We start from the raw sequence: 17,832 nt of genomic DNA, 5'->3' as shown, positions 1-17,832 counted from the left end.
GTCCAGTTCTGGTTCGCGTGCGCCTTCGCCGTCGGCTGGACGGGGGTGGTGTGCGGCGGGCTCTTCTACCAGTTCGGGAAGGGGAGTACCCGTGCCCGCTCTGCATCGTGCAGCGGATGTTCATGCTGCTGGCGGCGATGGGGGCGGCCCACATCGTCCGGACGGCGCTGTCGCGCGGGTCGGTGACCGGCCGCGACTACATGATGGGCTGGGGCCTGTCGCTGGTCGCCGTGACCGCCGGCTCGTTCGCCTCGTGGCGGCAGACGATGCTGCACGTCCTGCCCGGCGACAAGGGGTACGGGAGCGAGATGTTCCCGACGCGCTACCAGTTCTTCTACGACGTGGGAATCCTGGACTAGCTGAGGTTGGCGCGGAGTTGACGGCTCCCGTGCGGGAATCCGTACGACCTGATTGAGTGGGTCCGCCTTTCTCCCTGATTCCTCGATTCCTTGAGTCCTTGGGACCTTCCGTTCCTTCCGTATGCGAGGGGAAACCGTCATGCGCTACGCAGTGCTCGGCACCGGGATCGTCGGCCGTACGGTGGCCGCCCGGCTGCTCTCCCTCGGCCACGAGGTGGTCATCGGGACCCGGGATCCCGGGGCCACCCTCGAGCGCGCCGAGTACGCGGGGTGGCAGCAGGACCACCCGGCGGCGGCCCTGGCCCCCTTCGCGGAGGCGGCGCGGCGCGGCGAGGTGCTCGTCAACGCCACGGGCGGGCAGGTCAGCGTGGCCGCCCTGACGGAGGCCGACGCCGCACACCTGGACGGCAAGATCCTGATCGACATCGCGAACCCGCTGGACTTCTCGCGCGGGTTCCCGCCCGGGCTCGACCCGGTGGACAGCGACAGCCTGGGCGAGCTGATCCAGCGGACCTTCCCGGGGCTGCGCGTGGTCAAGACGCTGAACACGATGAACTGCCAGGTCATGGTCGACCCGGGCCGGGTGCCCGGCAACCACACGGTGTTCCTCTCGGGTGAGGACGCCGAGGCGAAGAAGGCCGTACGGGAACTCCTCTACTCCTTCGACTGGAGCGAGCACACCGTCATCGATCTGGGCGGCATCGAGAGCGCACGGGGCACCGAGATGCTGCTGCCGGTCTGGCTCCGGCTGATGGGGACGCTCGGGCACACGGACTTCAACTTCCACATCCAGGGCGCGAACCGGACGGAATAGGCGGAGGGGGTCGGCCCCGCCCGGACGGAGGCGGAGATGGTGCCGCCTCCCGGACCATGGACACGGTGAAGCCGGAGGCCGCCTACTTCGGCCTCCACGAGGGCGTCCGGTCTGGCGAAGGGGCTGGCGGCGATGAAGAGCCCGGGCTGAGCCCGGGCACCGGGACCGGTGTCAGGGCCGGCCCCAGGACCTTGTCGGCGGCCGCCCACGCCAGGCCCGCGGAGGCGGCCGCGGCCGTGCAGGAGACGGCGAAGGCCGCCCGGTACCCGTAGGCTGCGGCGAGCGGACCGGTGGCCGCCGCGGCCAGTGCCTGGCCGATGATCAGACCGCTGCCGGCCAGGGTCATGGCCTCGCCCATCCGCCGTGCGGGTCCGGCCCGTTCGACGAGGCCGAACAGTGCGATCAGGTGCGGGGCGACCGCCAGTCCGATCCCGGCGACGGCGAAGGCCGCGCCCCACAGGCCGGACACGGCGAGCAGCGGAAGCGTCAGCAGGGCCTGGGCGGCGATGGTCCGGCGCAGCCGGACGGTCAGGCCGGCCGTACCGGGCCGGGCCACGGTCACGAAGCCGGCCACCGAGCTGGTCACGGCCATGGCGGCCCACACGAGCCCGGCGGCCCCGGGGGAACCGACGGCCACGGCGAGGGCGTTGACCCCGGTATTGGCCCCGCTCCAGGCGGCGCCCTGCAGGACGGCCACGAGGAACAGCAGGGCGAGCCCCGGAGACCACAGGCGTACGTCGCCCCGCGCGGCGGCGCCGACCTGTCCCATCGGGCCCGGCGCCGTGGGATGCAGGGCGAAGAGCGTCCCGAACACCAGGCCCAGGGTGGCCGCGAGCACGAGCGCCGATGCGGGGTGGACGGTCACCGCGAGGATCCCGGCCAGTGCGGGCCCCACCATGAAGCCGACCTCGTCGAGGGTGGTGTCGAAGGAGAGCGCCGCCCCGACCAGGGCCTTGTCCTCCCCGGCCAGCCGCGCCCACCGGGCCCGGGCCAGTGGTCCGACCTGGGCCGCCGTGAGGCCGGCCGCGACGGCGAGCGCGAGGCGGGCGGCGAGCGGCAGCCCGCCCAGGACGGCGGCGACGAGGGCGAGGAGCACGACGGCGTTCGCGACGCAGGCGACGAGCAGGACGGGCCGGTGTCCGCGCCGGTCGGCGAGCCGGCCGATGACCGGGCCGCCGAGGGCCTGGCCGAGCCAGAGGGCGGCGGCGACGGTCCCGGCGTCGCCGATGCCGTCGCGTTCGTTGATGAGCAGCAGCGTCCCGATGGGACACAGCGCGGCGGGCAGGCGGGCGAGGAACCCGTGGACGGGCAGGGCCCGGCCACCGAGGGCGAACACCCCGCGGAAGCCGGCGGGTGCGGGCGTGGACATGGACAACCTCCAGCCGCACGCCGACCCTCCCGTTTCTCCGGCGCGCGCCGTTGCCCGTTGGGCTGGACGCTAACGCCGGAGCGGGCCGGTTGGGAAGGGCCGGTAAAGGGCCGGGGAGGCGCCGGGGAAGGGTCTCTACGGGGCGGAGTCGCCCGAGGTCAGCCGCTTGGCCTGGGCGCGGCCGACCTCGGCGGCGCGGCGCAGGTAGTCGGCGATGACGGCCAGTTCGGAGTCGGAGTAGCTCGCCAGCACGGCGCCGAAGGCGCGGCCGGGGGTCTCCCAGGCGGCGCCGATCCGTTCGCGGGCGCTGGGGGAGAGGGCGACGAGGGAGCGGCGGCGGTCGTTCGGGTCGGCGTGCCGCTCGACGACGCCGGCCTTGACCATGCGGTCCACGAGGCGGGTGGCGGAGCCGGAGGTCAGTCCGGTGAGGCGGGCGATGTCACCGGTGCTGACCGGCTCGGTCTCCATGTCGAGGAGGGCGACGCACTGCATGTCGGTGGGGTGCAGGCCGACGTGGTCGGCCATGGCCTGGTTGAAGAGCGAGTAGTCGGCGTAATGCCGCTGGCTCTCGGTGACGATGCGCGCGAGCAGCTCGGCGCGGGTCCACTCATCACTCGAACGAGCGTAATCGGTTGACATCGGCTTCTCCGTGCTTCAAATTTATCTGCGTGACGCAGAGATTGCGTCACGCAGAATCTGCGTCACGTATGCAGTCTAGGACAGGAAGAGCAGGAATCCGCCATGTCGAACACCCCGATGCCCAATATCCTCGTCACCGGTGGCCGCGGCTCCGTCGCCCGTGGTCTCTCGTCCCTCCTCGCCGCCCGCGGTGTCCCGTACCGCCGCGCATCCCGCGAGCCGGACTCGCCCGGCACCGTCCGCTGCGACCTCACCGATCCCGCGACCTTCCCCGAAGCCCTCGCCGGCGTCCGCTCCGTCTTCCTCTACGCCGAGGCCGCAGCCATCGACGCCTTCGTGAAGGAGGCCGTCCGTGCCGGGGTCGAACACGTCGTCCTCCTGTCCTCCTCCTCGGTCCTCGCCCTCGACGCCGCCGACAGCCCCCTCGCCGCCTCCCACCTCGCGGTGGAACGGGCCCTCCTCGCCTCCCCGCTGCGCACCACCCTTCTGCGCCCCGGGTCCTTCGCGAGCAATGCCCTCGGCTGGGACTGGTCGCTGAAATCGGGCCGCCCGGTGCACCTGCCGTTCCCGGGTGCGTACAGCGACCCGGTCCACGAGAGCGACCTCACCGAAGCCGCCCTCGCGGTCCTGGCCGACCCCGCGCTCGGGGGTCGCGCGTACACCCTGACGGGCCCGCAGGCGCTGACCTTCACCGCCCAGCTGGCCCTACTGGGCGACACCCTCGGCCGCCCCATACCCTTCGAGCCCGTCTCCCGTGAGCAGTGGAAGTCCGAGGTCGACGGCTACATACCGGGGCCGTACGCGGAAGCCCTGCTCGACTTCTGGGCCGCCTCGGACGGGCTTCCGGTCGACCTCACGGACGACCTGGAACGGCTCACGGGCCACGCGCCGCGCACCTTCGAGACCTGGTCTGCGGACCATGCGGACGCCTTCAGGGCGTAGGCGATCAAGGGTGGCCCCGACGGCATCGGCCGACGATGGTGCGTGCTAGCGTCCGCCGGTTGATCGATTTCCCAGGGGGGAACATGAAGAGGCTTTTGGGAGCCGGTGTCGCGGTGGCGCTGGTGGTCACCGGCGGTATCGCCGGCGCGGGCACGGCCATGGCGGCCGGGGATCCGGGGTTTTACTTCAGTCCGGTCGAGGACAAGGTCCTCATGCCGGGTGAGGGGTGGGCCGAGCTGGCTCCGTCGAGCACCGGCGGGACCGGCGACGGAAAGGCGGACGGCACCTACGTCTACGTAGTGAGCAAGAAGCCGCTCACGGACGCCGGCTGGTCCGGCGGTGGAGCGCCGACCGGGCTGAAGGTGGCCTTGACGGAGAGCTGTGCACCGAAGGCCGGGATCGCCGGCGTGTACCTGTGCAACCTGAACGGGTGGAACAACCCGTATCCCCAGATATCGGCTCCGAGCTCGACGGCGCACGGCGTGACGGCCTACTACGGCCTCGTCTACGTGCCGCGTGGGGCCAGCATCACCGCGGGCATCAAGGAGGCGCAGACCGCGGGATCCAAGGCGATCGGTCCGCGTCGGGCGCATGCCACGGTCACGGTGAAGAGCAAGGCGCACGTGGCGCAGAACACCGTCACACAGTCGACGCCGGCGCTGGCGGCCGGCGGCTCGGTGATGCAGACGGTGAAGCTGCACGCGGTCGACAAGGGCAGGCTGCAGGTGAGCCTCTCCCCGGCGGCGGGCTTCCGCCGGTGGGACCAGGACGAGCTGAAGGTCACGGTGACCGGTGTCCAAGCGGGTGGCGTGGCCGGTGCCGAGTGCGATCACTCCTTCGGCGAGATCGGCTGGGGCCACGAGATCCGCTGCGACATCGCGAAGCCCGGTGACTACACGGTCACCTACGGGCTGACGGCCGATGCGACCACGCCGGCGTGGAAGCTGAGCGCGGCTTCGGCCTACGAGGTGTACACCGGCGGCTGGGGCTTCATCCCGGCGGCGGCCTCGGACTTCGCGATCTCCAGCTCGATACCGGTGACCCAGCGGTACCGGATCGTGGGCCGCGACGCCGCGGGCGGTCTGTGGGACTACAAGAGCACGGGCAAGGTCGCCGAGCCGTTCGCGCCGGTCGACCCGGTCGGCGGCACCTTCGACTGGAACCGGTACACCGCGCTGACCCGGCTGGCGCCGGTGACCATCCAGAGCACCGGGCGGGGTGCCGTCGGGCGGGACAAGGACGGGGTCCTGTGGCTCCTCCCGACCTCGGGTGACGGCAGCATCTACAAGAACCGCATACGCGTCGGTGCCGGCTGGAACGTCTACGACACGCTGGTCGGTGTCTCCGACGTGACCGGCGACAAGAAGGCGGACCTGCTGGCGCGGGACACCGCGGGTGTCCTGTGGCTGTACCAGGGCACGGGGCTGAACTCGAGGCCGTTCGAGACCAGGGTGCAGGTCGGCCGCGGCTGGAGCATCTACGACCAGCTGGTGGGCGGTGTCGATCTGACCGGTGACGGCAAGCCCGACATGGTGGCCCGGGACAAGGCCGGGAAGCTGTACCTGTACCAGGGCACGGGGGCGGCTGCGAAGCCGTTCGCGCCCAAGCAGCAGATAGGCACCAACTGGCAGATCTTCAACTCGATCGTCGCGCCGGGTGACCTGAACTCCGACGGCAAGGCCGACCTGGTGGCCCGGGACAAGGCCGGCAGCCTGTGGCTCTACCAGGGCACGGGAGTCGCCGCGAAGCCGTACGCCGCCGGGGTGAAGATCGGCACCGGCTTCGGCACGTACAACCTGCTGTTCTAGGAAACGCGGAAGGCCCCCGCCCGCTTTCGCGGACCGGGGCCTTCTCGTCAGGGTGAGTGACGGGACTTGAACCCGCGGCCACCTGGACCACAACCAGGTGCTCTACCAACTGAGCTACACCCACCATGTCCGGTCGGAAAACCGACCGGCCGAAGAAAAGGGTACAGGGTCCGGGAGGGTGCTCGCTCCCCCCTTTCCCCGCACCCCTTCGCGGTGGGTGCTAGGCGCCGGGGACGACGTGCTTGGCGGCGATGGTGCGCGCCGTGTCCGAGTCCGGACCGGGCTGCGGCACGAAGACGGCCTCCCGGTAGTAGCGCAGCTCGGCGATGGACTCCTTGATGTCCGCGAGCGCCCGGTGGTTGCCGTTCTTCGGCGGGCTGTTGAAGTAGGCGCGCGGGTACCAGCGGCGTGCCAGCTCCTTGATCGAGGACACGTCCACGATCCGGTAGTGCAGGTACCCCTCCAGCGCGGCCATGTCGCGCAGCAGGAAGCCGCGGTCGGTACCGACCGTGTTTCCGCAGAGCGGGGCCTTGCGGGGTTCCTTCACGTGTTCCCGTACGTAGGCCAGGACCTGTGCCTCCGCGTCCGCGAGGGTGGTCCCGCCGGCCAGCTCGTCGAGCAGGCCGGACGACGTGTGCATCTCGCGCACCACGTCGGGCATGGTTTCCAGGGCCGCGTCCGGCGGGCGGATCACAATGTCCACGCCTTCGCCGAGCACGTTGAGCTCCGAGTCGGTGACCAGTGCGGCCACCTCGATAAGTGCGTCGTCCGTCAACGAGAGCCCGGTCATCTCGCAGTCGATCCACACCATGCGATCGTTCATGCGCCCCACCTTATGCGGAAGGTCCCCCGCATCGGTGACCACCGAGGTGACCACTGACGCGGGGGACCTTCCCAGGACCTGCTGATGCGCGGCTACGCGTGCTCGCGCAGCACCCGGCCCGGGGCGTACAGCTCCGTCACCGTGGAACCGGCCGCGGCCAGTGCCGCGGCGGCCCGCTGCGGCTGCGGAGTGCGCTGGTGCGGAACCGGCGACTCCGACAGCTGAGCCACCTGGGCCACGTCCGTCTGCGGGCGACGGGCCCGGTAGGCGGAGCGGTAGGCGGCCGGGGAGGACCCCAGCTGGCGGCGGAAGTGCCCGCGCAGCGCGACCGGTGAGCGGAACCCGCAGCGTCCGGCGACCTCGTCGACCGAGTAGTCGGAGGTCTCCAGCAGCCGCTGCGCCTGAAGCACCCGCTGGGTGATCAGCCACTGGAGCGGCGCACTGCCGGTGAGCGAGCGGAACCGCCGGTCGAAGGTGCGCCTGCTCATGTAGGCGCGCGCCGCCAGCGTCTCCACGTCGAACTGCTCGTGGAGGTGTTCCAGTGCCCAGGCGACGACCTCGGCCAGCGGGTCGGCGCCGATCTCCTCCGGCAGCGACCGGTCGAGGTAGCGTTCCTGGCCACCCGTGCGGCGCGGCGGGACGACGAGCCTGCGGGCCAGTGCGCCCGCCGCCTCGCTGCCGTGGTCCGTGCGCACGATGTGCAGGCACAGATCGATTCCGGCCGCGGTGCCCGCGGACGTCAGCACGTCGCCGTCGTCGACGAACAGCTCGCGCGGATCGACGTGGACGGACGGGTAGCGCTTGGCCAGCGTCGGCGCGTACATCCAGTGCGTCGTCGCGGGCCGGCCGTCCAGCAGGCCGGCGGCGGCGAGCACGAACGCACCCGTGCACAGGCCGACGATCCGGGCCCCCTCCTCGTGCGCCAGACGCAGCGCGTCGAGCGCCTCCGGCGGCGGCGGTGAGGTGATGGAACGCCACGCGGGGACGACGACCGTGCCTGCCCGGGCGATCGCCTCCAACCCGTATGGCGCGGTCAGTTCGAGTCCGCCGGTGGTCCGCAGCGGACCGTCCTCACCGGCGCACACGAGCAGTCGGTAGCGTGGAACTCCCGCGTCCTGCCGGTCAATGCCGAACACGGAAAGTGGAATGGAGCTCTCGAAGATCGGTCCGCCGCTGAAGAGCAGCACCGCGACGATCTCCCTGCGGCGACGCCCCGCGAGCTTCCTGCCGTCTACGACGACGGCGGTGGAATCCTGGCTCATGGCGCTAAGCCCCCCTTGGGTGTCGCGACTCCTTGGTCTGGTCGCACCTGCACGTATCCCCTCGGCCTTGCACGTGGCTCCCCCGCCGTAAATACATGATCGAATCTACTGCGTCCCGTGGTGTCGGCGTGACAAGTTCAGCACGCAGCGCTATGTCGACTTGGCAACTTGGCGAAAAACATTCGATCAGGAAGCGTTCCACTCCGCTACCCGGGTGGAAAGCGCACTGTCCGGCCATGGCCAGTACTCGTAGGGTCAAAGCCCCCTGGTAACCCCGTAGTCGCTGATGGTGAGGGGGGCGGGGGGACATTCCGGCAAGGAGGGGGACCTGCCGGGAAGTTGGCTGAAAACATGCGGGTGTGGATGTGCGAATCGGTCAGTCCTGAGGGGACATCCCGCTGGAAACCTGACATCCGCGCTGGGTTCCGGCCCCGGCGCGCGAATGCCGGCCCCGGTGGGCGGGCGTCAATCGGTCCTCCGCGAGGACACGGGCGGCATTCCGCTCCGCCCGTTCCGAGTGCCGCAGCAGCACCCGGCAGGCCGCCGTGACGGCCGCGAGGCCCAGGGTGGCGACGGCGGCCCCGCCGAAGGAGGTCCCGTAGACGACGAGGACCACGGGGACGAGCAGGCAGCTGAAGGCCGCCCAGCGCACCACGTCACCCGCCGGGTCCTCCTGGGGCCGCCGGGAGGGCTGCACGGACGAGTGAAGGGGAGGGGGCGGCATGTGGACGGACTGCTTCGGCTGAGCGGGCGACTGAGCGGGCTGGACGGGGTGAACCGGACGACCGGGCACGGCGTGCTCCCTGCGGGCTCTTCCTGGACGGTCGGACTCGTACCCAACGGCGTGCGGCGCGGCTCGGTCACTGCGCGCAGGGGTGGCACACACCCGATGGGGTGCTCCCGGTCACTGGCTGTAGGGGGCAGCGGACATTGCCAAGGAGGCGTGGCTGCGGCATGCTCCCTTGGACGCTCTCCAAGGGCGGCATGACCTGTGCAGCACAGGAGTGTCGCCGTACCCTGGTGGGTATGGGCTTGGGAAGATGCTTCCCGGACAGAGCTCGGTCACACTGAGTTGTCATTTTCTGGAATCGTCCCGCTTGAATCGTCGCTTCCGCCTACTGGCGCCCCGTCCCCTTGTCCCTTCCCCTGAGGACCTCTTCGCCGAGACACCCATGGCCGGTCACGAATTCTCCGAACCCGCGGACCGCAAGCGCAAACGACTCGCCGATCCAGAATCGGCCGACCTGCGCGCGGTGGAACAACCACGTCATCCATGCGACCCGGCCTTCCGGCACGGGGTCGTGGTGGGCTTCGACGGATCCACGTCCAGTGAGCGCGCTCTCGCGTACGCGATCGGCATGGCCCGTCGCTCCGGATCCGGTCTGATCATCGTCCACGTGGCGAACCGGCTGCCCACCACCGTGTGGGCCGGCTGCGAGCCACCGGTCTTCGTGGACGTGCCGGACCACCGCACCGAGGTGCTGGGTCTGGAGCTGGCCTGCGCGGACTACCTGTCCGAGGTGCCGTGGATCCTCGTCGAGCGCGGCGGGGACATCTGCCACGAGCTGGAGGAGGTCGGCCGGGAGTACTCGGCGGACGCCATCGTGGTCGGCTCCACGCACGGGATCGTCGGCCGGATCTTCGGATCGGTGGCGGGCCGGCTGGCGAAGCGGGCGCAGCGACCGGTCGTTGTCATCCCGTAACCGACTGTATGTCGATTGTGCGGTTGTGCACCCCCATGTAAGGGGTAAATAAAGGCTGCTGGGACGCAGCAAACAACTGCAGATCGAAGGGAGCCCGCCGTGGACAATGGTGTCTCTGCGGGAAGCACGGCCTCGACTTCGACCCTCGGGCACATCGCCCTGGGTCTCACCCTTCTCGCGTTCGGTATCGGCCACACCGGGATCATCGACGGTGTCACCGTGGCCAACTCCGTGTCGCTCGCGACATTCCTCGGCGGTCTCGCCCTGTTCGTCCTCGGAGTCATGGAGTACCGGGGCGGCAACGGCTTCAACGGCACCGCGTTCGCGGGCATCGGAGCCTTCTGGTTCACCTGGGCCAACGGAGCCGACGGAAAGGTTTCGGCACACGCGGCCGGACTGTTCCTCGTCCTGTTCGCCATGCTGGCACTGACCCTCGCCGCCTCGGCCTCGCGCGGGCTGTTCGGGCAGGGCGTGTACGGCCTGTTCACCCTCTCCCTGCTGCTCCTGGCGATAGGCGCCTTCGCCGAGAACGACGGGCTGGCCAAGGCGGCCGGCTGGGTGGCGGCGCTCTCCGGACTGCTGGCCTGGTACGGGGCCACCGCGGCGCTGGCGAGCTGGCCGATGGCCTTCGGAAAGGGTTCGCGCGGCGCGGTCGCCGCGAGCTGACGGACGCCGCACCACAGGAGAAGGCCCCCGGGGGATCCCCGGGGGCCTTCTTCGTGCGTGCGAGCCACGCGAGCTACGCGGGCTACGCGGGCTGGGCGACCTACTCGACCGTGACGGACTTCGCCAGGTTGCGCGGCTTGTCGATGTCCCGGCCCATGGCCAGGGCGGTGTGGTACGCCAGCAGCTGCAGCGGGATGCCCATCAGGATCGGGTCCAGCTCGTCCTCGTTCTTGGGCACGAGGATCGTGTGGTCGGCCTTCTCCTGCTTGGTGTGGGCGACCGCCAGGATCCGGCCGCTGCGGGCCTTGATCTCCTCGAGCGCCGCGCGGTTCTTCTCCAGCAGGTCGTCGTCCGGGACGATGGCGACCGTCGGCAGCGAGGGCTCGATGAGGGCCAGCGGGCCGTGCTTGAGCTCGGAGGCGGGGTAGGCCTCGGCGTGGATGTAGGAGATCTCCTTGAGCTTCAGGGAGGCCTCCAGGGCCACCGGGTAGCCCCGGACGCGGCCGATGAACATCATCGACTTGGCCTCGGCGTACTCGGCGGCCAGCTTCTTGATGTCTTCCTCGCCGTCCAGGATCTCCTGGATCTGCGCGGGCAGCTTGCGCAGGCCGTCGATGATCCGCTTGCCGTCGGTGACGGACAGGTCGCGGATGCGGCCGAGGTGCACGGCGAGCAGCGCGAAGGCCACGACCGTGTTGGTGAAGCACTTGGTGGAGACGACGCAGACCTCGGGGCCGGCGTGCACGTACACGCCGCCGTCGGCGGCGCGGGCGATCGCGGAGCCGACCACGTTGACCACGCCGAGGACGCGGGCGCCCTTGCGCTTGAGCTCCTGCACGGCCGCGAGCACGTCGTACGTCTCACCGGACTGGGAGACGGCGATGTAGAGGGTGTCGGGGTCCACGACCGGGTTGCGGTAGCGGAACTCCGAGGCCGGCTCGGCGTCGGCGGGGATGCGGGCCAGGCTCTCGATGAGGCCCGCGCCGATCAGACCGGCGTGGTACGAGGTGCCGCAGCCCAGGATCTTGACCCGGCGGATGCCGCGCGCCTCGCGCGGGTCCAGGTTCAGGCCGCCCAGGTGGACGGTGTTGAAGCGGTCGTCGATCCGCCCGCGCAGGACGCGGTCGACCGCGTCGGCCTGCTCGGAGATCTCCTTGTGCATGTACGTGTCGTGGCCGCCCATGTCGTAGGAGGCGGCCTCCCACTCCACGGTCTCGGGCGTGGCGGTGGTCGTCGTACCGGAGGTGGTGTACGTCCGGAAGTCGTCGGCCTTCAGGGTCGCCATCTCGCCGTCGTCGAGGGTGACGATCTGGCGGGTGTGGGCGACGAGCGCGGCGATGTCCGAGGCGACGAACATCTCCTTCTCGCCGATGCCGAGGACGACCGGGGAGCCGTTGCGGGCCACGACGATGCGGTCGGGGAAGTCGGCGTGCATGACGGCGATGCCGTAGGTGCCCTCGACGACCTTGAGCGCCTCGCGGACCTTCTCCTCCAGGGTGTCGGCCTGGGCGCGGGCGATGAGGTGGACGAGCACCTCGGTGTCGGTCTCCGAGAGGAAGACGACCCCGTCGGCCTCCAGCTTGGCGCGCAGCTCGGAGGCGTTGTCGACGATGCCGTTGTGCACGACGGCGACCTTGTTGTCGGCGTCCAGGTGCGGGTGGGAGTTGATGTCGCTCGGGGCGCCGTGGGTGGCCCAGCGGGTGTGGGCGATGCCGGTGGTGCCGGCGAAGCGCTTGGGGACCCGGGACTCCAGCTCGCGTACGCGGCCCTTGGCCTTGACGACCTTCAGGGCCGCGGCCTTCGGGCTGTTGACGACGATGCCCGCGGAGTCGTAGCCGCGGTACTCGAGTCGCTGCAGGCCCTCCAGCAGCAGCGGTGCCACGTCACGCTTGCCGATGTAACCCACGATTCCGCACATAAGGTCTTTCCCCTCCTGAAGTTCGGTTGCTCTTGCCGCTGCCCTGCAGCGCCCCGGCGTGCGGCCGGGGGTGGTGCTCAGCCGTAGACGATGCGGCGCAGTTGCCGGAGCGAGAGCTCCGGCGGCGCCACGGCGCGGTGCGGCAGTTCTGCCGCGATCCGCTCGAAGATGTCAGCGTTGACCGCGCCCCCGGACTGGAGCTCACGGTGGCGCCGGCGCACGAACTCCTCGGTGCTCTCGTCGAAGTACGCGAGGACGTCGAGCACCACTCGGGCGGCTTCGCCCCGCTGGAGCGAGGTGCTGCGCACCAAGTGGTCGACGAGGTCGTCGTGCGACGGGCGGCGGTCGGGCATCCGTCGATATTGGCGGTACGAGCCGCAGAACGCAAAAATTCTGCCCGGAATCGGGCAGGATCTCGCTGGTCTGGACCAGGGGAGGCCTGCTTGGTGATGCGGCATTCCGGTCTTCGATGGTCAGAAACGACCCAAAATCGCTGCTTTCGCCGTCGAGAACTCCTCGGCCGTGAGGATCCCCGCCTGATGCAGCTCTCCCAGCTCGCGCAGCCGGCGCAGCAGGGCGTCGTGGTCCTCCGCTGGAGCGGGGGCGTGGGCCGGTGCGGCGGCCGGGCCGGGCGCGGGCGCGGGCGGGAGCGCGGGCGCGGGCGGGAGCGAGGGCGCGGGCGGGAGCGAGGGCGCGGGCGCGAAGGAGGGCGGGAACGAGGGGGAGGGTGACGGATCGGGCTCCGGCGAGGGCGCCGCCGGGTGCGGCATGCGGACCGCGACGGCGGCCGCGACCAGTGCCATCAGCGGGTCCTTCTTGAAGCCGAACAGTTCCACCGTGTGCGGGTCGTACTTCGGCGCCGCGCTCTGGCCGGCGCCGGCCAGGGCGAAGCGGATCCACCCGTTCTCCAGCCCCCGGGACGGGGCCCACTCCACCGACCGCAGGTCCGCGACCCTGAACGCCCGGGCCCCGCCGGACCGTTTCGCCTCTTCCGTGGTCCAGTTCCACTCCAGGGACACCCGGTCGCCGTCGAAGGCGACCGTCCCGTCGCCCGCGCCGACCGCGATCGGCACGGCGGGTCCCGGCAGCAGGTAGGAGTCGGCGGGCCCGGCGTCCACCTGGTCCAGCAGCAGGGCGTTGCGCACCTCGTCCACGAAGTACTCCGCCACCCCGCCTCGGTCCGGCTCCACGGTCAGCCGGTACGGGTCGGAGGCCTCCGGCAGCCGGCCGCCCGTCACCTGGAGCAGCGGGTCGGCGCCGTCACGCAGCCGCAGGCGCAGCCGGCCCGCCTTGCGCCCCGGTTCGTAGGAGATGCCGGCCAGCGCGCGCAGCGGGACGAGCACCTCGCCCAGCGTCTGGCGCAGCAGTCCCACCCCCTTGTCGCGGCCCGGCACGATGCGCACCGCGTCCCCGTCGAAGGTCCATGTGCCGTCCTTCTGGATGATTTCCGCCATCCTTGGATTCTCGCACCGGCCCCACGGGCCCGGTTGGCCTATACCTATGCGCATGAGAGTCCCGCGACGCATGCTCGCCGCCCTCCTGGTCCTCGCCGCCGTCCCCGCGGCCGCCTCCTGCTCCGGCGCCGCGAGGGGGGACGACGCCCGGCCGGGCGACGAGCCTCCCGTCGCGCTCGCGCCCTACGAACGGCTCCTGCCCGCGCCCGTCTCCGCCCGCGCCGGGGGCCCGGGGTACGCCTTCGGCCCGGGCACGGTCATCCGTACCGGCCCGACCGGCGACGAGGAGGTCCGCAAGGTCGGCGAACTCCTCGCCGAGCAGCTGCGCGGCCCCAGCGGGCTGCCGCTGCCCGTGGTCGACGGCGCGCAGGGCGACGGGATCCGGCTGCGGATCGACGCGGAGGCCGAGGGGGCGGGGGAGGAGGGCTACCGGCTGGAGTCCGGGCCCGGCGGGGTCACCCTCACCGCCCGCACGCCCGCGGGCCTCTTCCACGCCGGCCAGACGCTGCGCCAGCTCCTGCCGGTGTCCGGCCCGGGGACGGTGCCGGGCGGCACGGTCACGGACGCGCCGCGCTTCGCGTACCGGGGGGCGATGGTGGACGTGGCCCGCCACTTCTTCACGGTGGAGCAGGTCAAGAGGTACGTCGACCAGCTCGCGCAGTACAAGGTCAACACCCTGCACCTGCACCTGACCGACGACCAGGGCTGGCGCATCGCGATCGACTCCTGGCCGCGGCTGGCGGAGTACGGGGGCGCGAGCGAGGTCGGCGGCGGACCCGGCGGGCACTGGACGAAGGACGAGTACCGGGACCTGGTGGCGTACGCCTCGGAGCGGTACGTGGACGTGGTCCCCGAGATCGACATGCCCGGCCACGTGAACGCCGCGCAGGCCGCCTACGCCGAGCTGAACTGCGACGGCAAGGCGCGCGAGCGCTACACCGGGATCAAGGTCGGCTTCAGCTCGCTGTGCGTGGGGGAGGAGCGGACCTACGCGTTCATCGACCAGGTGCTGGGGGAGCTCGCGGAGCTGACCCCGGGCACGTACCTCCACATCGGCGGCGACGAGGCCCACTCCACGCCCGCGGCGGACTACGCGGCCTTCATGGACCGGGCCCAGGCGGTGGTGGCCAAGCACGGCAAGACGGTGGTGGCCTGGCACCAGCTCGCGACGGCCCGGCCGACCCCCGGCGCGGTCCTCCAGTACTGGGGCCACGACCGCACGGCGGCGGCCGAGAAGGCGGCGGTGGCCGCGGCGGCCAAGGCGGGCAGCCCGGTGATCCTGTCCCCGGCGGACCGGCTCTACCTGGACATGAAGTACGACAAGGAGACGAAGCCGGGACTGGCCTGGGCCGGGTACGTACCGGTGCGCCGCGCCTACGACTGGAACCCCGGGGCCTATCTGACGGACCTCCCGGAGTCCGCGGTCCTCGGTGTGGAGGCCCCGCTCTGGACGGAGACCATCGCGACGCGGGGCGACTGGGAACTGATGGCCTTCCCGCGCGTCCTGGGCCTCGCGGAACTGGGCTGGTCCCCGGCCGCCACCCACGACTGGACCTCGTACCGCGTCCGCCTGGCGGCGCAGGCCCCGCGCCTGGACGCCCAGGACATCACCTACCACCGGGCACCGGACGTGCCGTGGTCCTGACGGCGGTCCTGAGGCCGGCTTCCGGAACACCCGTTCCGCCGGGCGGCCAGAGCTCCGCGGTCGGGTCCTCGTCGGGGTCCCGTACGACCGGGGTGCCGGGTCAGCTGACCTTCTTGGCGTTCTGGACGGCCTTCGCGAGGTCTTCCAGGATCTGCGCGCACTTGTCGTACGAGTAGACGGGCTCGGCGGAGCGCGGGGCGACCTGGCCGGCCTTGACGGCGGGGAGGGCGTTCCAGGTGGGCTTGTCCTTCGTCAGCTGCTCCGGCTGGAGGGTCTTGCTGCGGTTGTCGAGCAGGACGAGGTCGGCCGCGTACTTGCCGGCGTTCTCCCAGCTGAGGCTCTCGAAGAAGGTGCTGCCCTCGTCGAGCTTGTCCGGGGTGACGAACTCGACGCCCAGCTGCTGGAAGTAGCTCAGGTCGGCCGCGGTCTTCGGCGTGGAGATGTAGAACTGGTCCGCGTCGCCCGAGCCGACGAGCACCTTGATGCCGGGGTTGGCCTTGACGGCCTCGCGGACCTTGGCGGAGGCGGCCTCGAAGCGGGCCTTGGCGTCCACGGCCTTCCTGGCGTTCAGGTCGGCGCCCAGGGACTTGGCCAGCTCCGCGGTGCGGGCCAGGGCCTTGTCCATCGTGACGTCGCCGCCGGCGCCGATCGCGACGGCCGGGGCGAGCCCCAGGATCTTGTCCTTGGACTCGTCCGGCACGTACCAGTAGGAGCCGTCCCAGGTGTTGGTGACCAGGAGGTCGGGCTGGAGGGACGCGTACTTCTCGATGTTGAACTGGCCCCAGGCGTTGCCGAGGATCTCGACCTTGGAGATGTCCATCGAACCGGCCTGCACGTCGGGCTCGCCGTTGGCGGCCTTGGTCGGACCGAACACGCCCTTGACCTGGACGCCGTAGTCGTACAGCGCGGCCGCGGTGCCGCTGAAGGCGACGATGTTCTTCGGCGCGGACTTGGTGGTGACGTTCTTGCCGAGGTCGTCCTTGAAGCTCCAGGGGCCGGAGGCGGCCGAGTCGCCCTTGTCGCCCGAACCGTCCTTCGCGGAGTCGCCGCCACCGCAGGCGGTGAGCGCGGCCACGAGGCCGAGGGCGCCGCCTGCCGCGATGAGGCCGCGGCGGGTGAGGAGGGAGGAGCGGGACTTGGGCATGGGGGTGTCCACTTCGTGCGTACGGGGGGCGGCTCGGGCGTCGATAGGAAGGTTAGCCTAACCTTCCTTGAACGCCGTACGGGGCCCTCCAAGGGGAGGGCCCCGTACCGCACCACCGACCGTCGCTAGACGGAAAGCCCCAGCTCACGGGCGATCAGCATGCGCTGCACCTCGCTCGTGCCCTCGCCGATCTCCAGGATCTTGGAGTCGCGCCACATACGGGCCACCGGGTACTCGTTCATGAACCCGTAGCCGCCGTGGATCTGCGTGGCGTCGCGCGCGTTGTCGACCGCCACCGTCGAGGAGTAGAGCTTCGCGATGGCCGCCTCCTTCTTGAACGGCTCCCCGGCCACGAGCCGGGAGGCCGCGTCGCGCCAGCCGATCCGGGCCATGTGGGCGCGCATCTCCATGTCCGCCAGCTTGAACTGGATGGCCTGGTTGTCGCCGATCGCCTTGCCGAAGGCGTGCCGCTCCTTGGCGTACTTCACCGACTCGTCCACGCAGCCCTGCGCCAGGCCCGTCGCGAGCGCCGAGATGGCCACGCGGCCCTCGTCGAGGATCCGCAGGAACTGGGCGTAGCCGCGGCCCTCCTGGCCGACCAGGTTGGCGAGGGGGACCCGTACGCCGTCGAAGGACAGCTCACGGGTGTCCGAGGAGTTCCAGCCCACCTTGGAGTAGGGGGCGGCCACGGTGAAGCCCGGGGTGCCGGACGGGACGATGATCGAGGAGATCTCCGGGCGGCCGTCAGCCTTGCGGCCCGTCACGGCGGTGACGGTGACCAGACCGGTGATGTCCGTACCGGAGTTGGTGATGAAGCACTTGGAGCCGTTGATCACCCACTCGTCGCCGTCCCGGACGGCGGTGGTGCGCGTGCCGCCCGCGTCGCTGCCCGCGCCGGGCTCGGTCAGGCCGAAGGCGCCGAGGATCTCGCCGGAGCACATCCGCGGCAGCCACTCCCGCTTCTGCTCCTCGGTGCCGAAGAGGTACAGGGGCATGGCGCCGAGCGAGACGCCGGCCTCCAGGGTGATGGCGACCGAGGAGTCGACGCGGGCCAGCTCCTCCAGGGCGATGCCGAGGGCGAGGTAGTCGCCGCCCATGCCGCCGTACTCCTCCGGGAAGGGCAGGCCGAACAGGCCCATGCGGCCCATCTCGCGGACGATCTCGTACGGGAACTCGTGCCGCTCGTACAGATCGCCGATCTTGGGCGCCACCACATCGTGCGCGAACGCCTCGACGGTGCGGCGGAGTTCCTCGTGCTCGGGGGTGAGCCGGTGGTCGAGGGCCAT

Annotated in this window: 17 protein-coding genes and 1 tRNA gene; 7 read left to right on the top strand and 11 right to left on the bottom strand. The window is 71.0% G+C overall.

The window, feature by feature from the left end; all coding sequences use genetic code 11:
- Positions 1 to 116: 116 nt before the first annotated feature.
- Positions 117 to 359 (top strand): hypothetical protein, encoded by a 243-nt coding sequence (locus tag OG435_RS17580; protein WP_266877791.1) that lies wholly within the window; start codon positions 117 to 119, stop codon positions 357 to 359.
- A 139-nt stretch (positions 360 to 498) separates the two neighbouring features.
- Entirely contained in the window at positions 499 to 1,173 is a 675-nt protein-coding gene (locus tag OG435_RS17575) for an NADPH-dependent F420 reductase (protein WP_266877790.1), read from the top strand.
- Positions 1,174 to 1,255: 82 nt separating this feature from the next.
- Here OG435_RS17575 and OG435_RS17570 read toward each other — a convergent pair whose 3' ends face one another.
- Together OG435_RS17570 and OG435_RS17565 are read right to left on the bottom strand one after the other, a co-directional pair.
- A complete protein-coding gene (locus OG435_RS17570) occupies positions 1,256 to 2,542 on the bottom strand; it encodes an MFS transporter (RefSeq protein WP_266877789.1) in 1,287 nt (428 codons plus the stop codon).
- A 135-nt stretch (positions 2,543 to 2,677) separates the two neighbouring features.
- On the bottom strand, positions 2,678 to 3,181 hold the full coding sequence (locus tag OG435_RS17565) for a MarR family winged helix-turn-helix transcriptional regulator (RefSeq protein ID WP_266877788.1): 504 nt from the start codon (positions 3,179 to 3,181) through the stop codon (positions 2,678 to 2,680).
- A gap of 102 nt (positions 3,182 to 3,283) precedes the next feature.
- Here OG435_RS17565 and OG435_RS17560 point away from each other — a divergent pair, with 102 nt between their 5' ends.
- Entirely contained in the window at positions 3,284 to 4,123 is an 840-nt protein-coding gene (locus OG435_RS17560) for an NAD(P)H-binding protein (protein WP_266877787.1), read from the top strand.
- A gap of 83 nt (positions 4,124 to 4,206) precedes the next feature.
- Complete coding sequence (locus OG435_RS17555; protein WP_266877786.1) at positions 4,207 to 5,931, top strand: FG-GAP repeat domain-containing protein; 1,725 nt, start codon at positions 4,207 to 4,209, stop codon at positions 5,929 to 5,931.
- A gap of 51 nt (positions 5,932 to 5,982) precedes the next feature.
- On the opposite strand, the gene OG435_RS17550 is transcribed toward OG435_RS17555, so the two are convergent.
- From OG435_RS17550 to OG435_RS17535, 4 genes are all read right to left on the bottom strand, one after another.
- A tRNA-His gene (locus tag OG435_RS17550) sits at positions 5,983 to 6,055 on the bottom strand.
- A 96-nt stretch (positions 6,056 to 6,151) separates the two neighbouring features.
- The gene (orn, locus tag OG435_RS17545; RefSeq protein ID WP_266877785.1) at positions 6,152 to 6,754 is read right to left on the bottom strand and encodes an oligoribonuclease; all 603 of its coding nucleotides are present in this window, start codon (positions 6,752 to 6,754) and stop codon (positions 6,152 to 6,154) included.
- Positions 6,755 to 6,846: 92 nt separating this feature from the next.
- Entirely contained in the window at positions 6,847 to 8,016 is a 1,170-nt protein-coding gene (locus OG435_RS17540; protein WP_266877784.1) for a helix-turn-helix domain-containing protein, read from the bottom strand.
- Positions 8,017 to 8,392: 376 nt separating this feature from the next.
- Positions 8,393 to 8,713, bottom strand: coding sequence for a hypothetical protein (locus OG435_RS17535; protein ID WP_430625641.1), 321 nt, complete (start codon positions 8,711 to 8,713; stop codon positions 8,393 to 8,395).
- 475 nt (positions 8,714 to 9,188) lie between these two features.
- On the opposite strand from OG435_RS17535, the gene OG435_RS17530 reads away from it, so the two are divergent.
- On the top strand, positions 9,189 to 9,719 hold the full coding sequence (locus tag OG435_RS17530; RefSeq protein WP_214951587.1) for a universal stress protein: 531 nt from the start codon (positions 9,189 to 9,191) through the stop codon (positions 9,717 to 9,719).
- 99 nt (positions 9,720 to 9,818) lie between these two features.
- On the top strand, positions 9,819 to 10,385 hold the full coding sequence (locus tag OG435_RS17525; protein ID WP_266877783.1) for an acetate uptake transporter: 567 nt from the start codon (positions 9,819 to 9,821) through the stop codon (positions 10,383 to 10,385).
- 100 nt (positions 10,386 to 10,485) lie between these two features.
- Here the strand turns inward: OG435_RS17525 and glmS are convergent, their stop codons facing one another.
- The 3 genes from glmS to OG435_RS17510 form a co-directional block, all read right to left on the bottom strand.
- Positions 10,486 to 12,303, bottom strand: a complete 1,818-nt coding sequence (gene glmS / locus OG435_RS17520) for a glutamine--fructose-6-phosphate transaminase (isomerizing) (RefSeq protein WP_266877782.1) — start codon at positions 12,301 to 12,303, stop codon at positions 10,486 to 10,488.
- A 77-nt stretch (positions 12,304 to 12,380) separates the two neighbouring features.
- Positions 12,381 to 12,656: a hypothetical protein gene (locus OG435_RS17515; protein WP_214951593.1), complete on the bottom strand. Its 276-nt coding sequence runs from the start codon at positions 12,654 to 12,656 to the stop codon at positions 12,381 to 12,383.
- Positions 12,657 to 12,776: 120 nt separating this feature from the next.
- Entirely contained in the window at positions 12,777 to 13,757 is a 981-nt protein-coding gene (locus tag OG435_RS17510) for a DUF4429 domain-containing protein (RefSeq protein ID WP_266877781.1), read from the bottom strand.
- Positions 13,758 to 13,809: 52 nt separating this feature from the next.
- Between OG435_RS17510 and OG435_RS17505 the strand changes: the two genes are divergently transcribed.
- Positions 13,810 to 15,402 (top strand): beta-N-acetylhexosaminidase, encoded by a 1,593-nt coding sequence (locus OG435_RS17505; RefSeq protein WP_266877780.1) that lies wholly within the window; start codon positions 13,810 to 13,812, stop codon positions 15,400 to 15,402.
- A gap of 100 nt (positions 15,403 to 15,502) precedes the next feature.
- Here the strand turns inward: OG435_RS17505 and OG435_RS17500 are convergent, their stop codons facing one another.
- Both OG435_RS17500 and OG435_RS17495 read right to left on the bottom strand, forming a co-directional pair.
- Positions 15,503 to 16,546: an ABC transporter substrate-binding protein gene (locus OG435_RS17500; RefSeq protein WP_266877779.1), complete on the bottom strand. Its 1,044-nt coding sequence runs from the start codon at positions 16,544 to 16,546 to the stop codon at positions 15,503 to 15,505.
- Positions 16,547 to 16,671: 125 nt separating this feature from the next.
- Positions 16,672 to 17,832 carry an acyl-CoA dehydrogenase family protein gene (locus tag OG435_RS17495; protein ID WP_266877778.1) on the bottom strand — a complete coding sequence of 387 codons (1,161 nt, stop codon included), beginning with the start codon at positions 17,830 to 17,832 and terminating at the stop codon, positions 16,672 to 16,674.

The sequence above is a fragment of the Streptomyces sp. NBC_01264 genome (assembly GCF_026340675.1).
Classification (GTDB): Bacteria; Actinomycetota; Actinomycetes; order Streptomycetales; family Streptomycetaceae; genus Streptomyces.
Note: the sequence above shows the minus strand (reverse complement) of the source record. Positions and strands in the feature narration are given on the sequence as shown.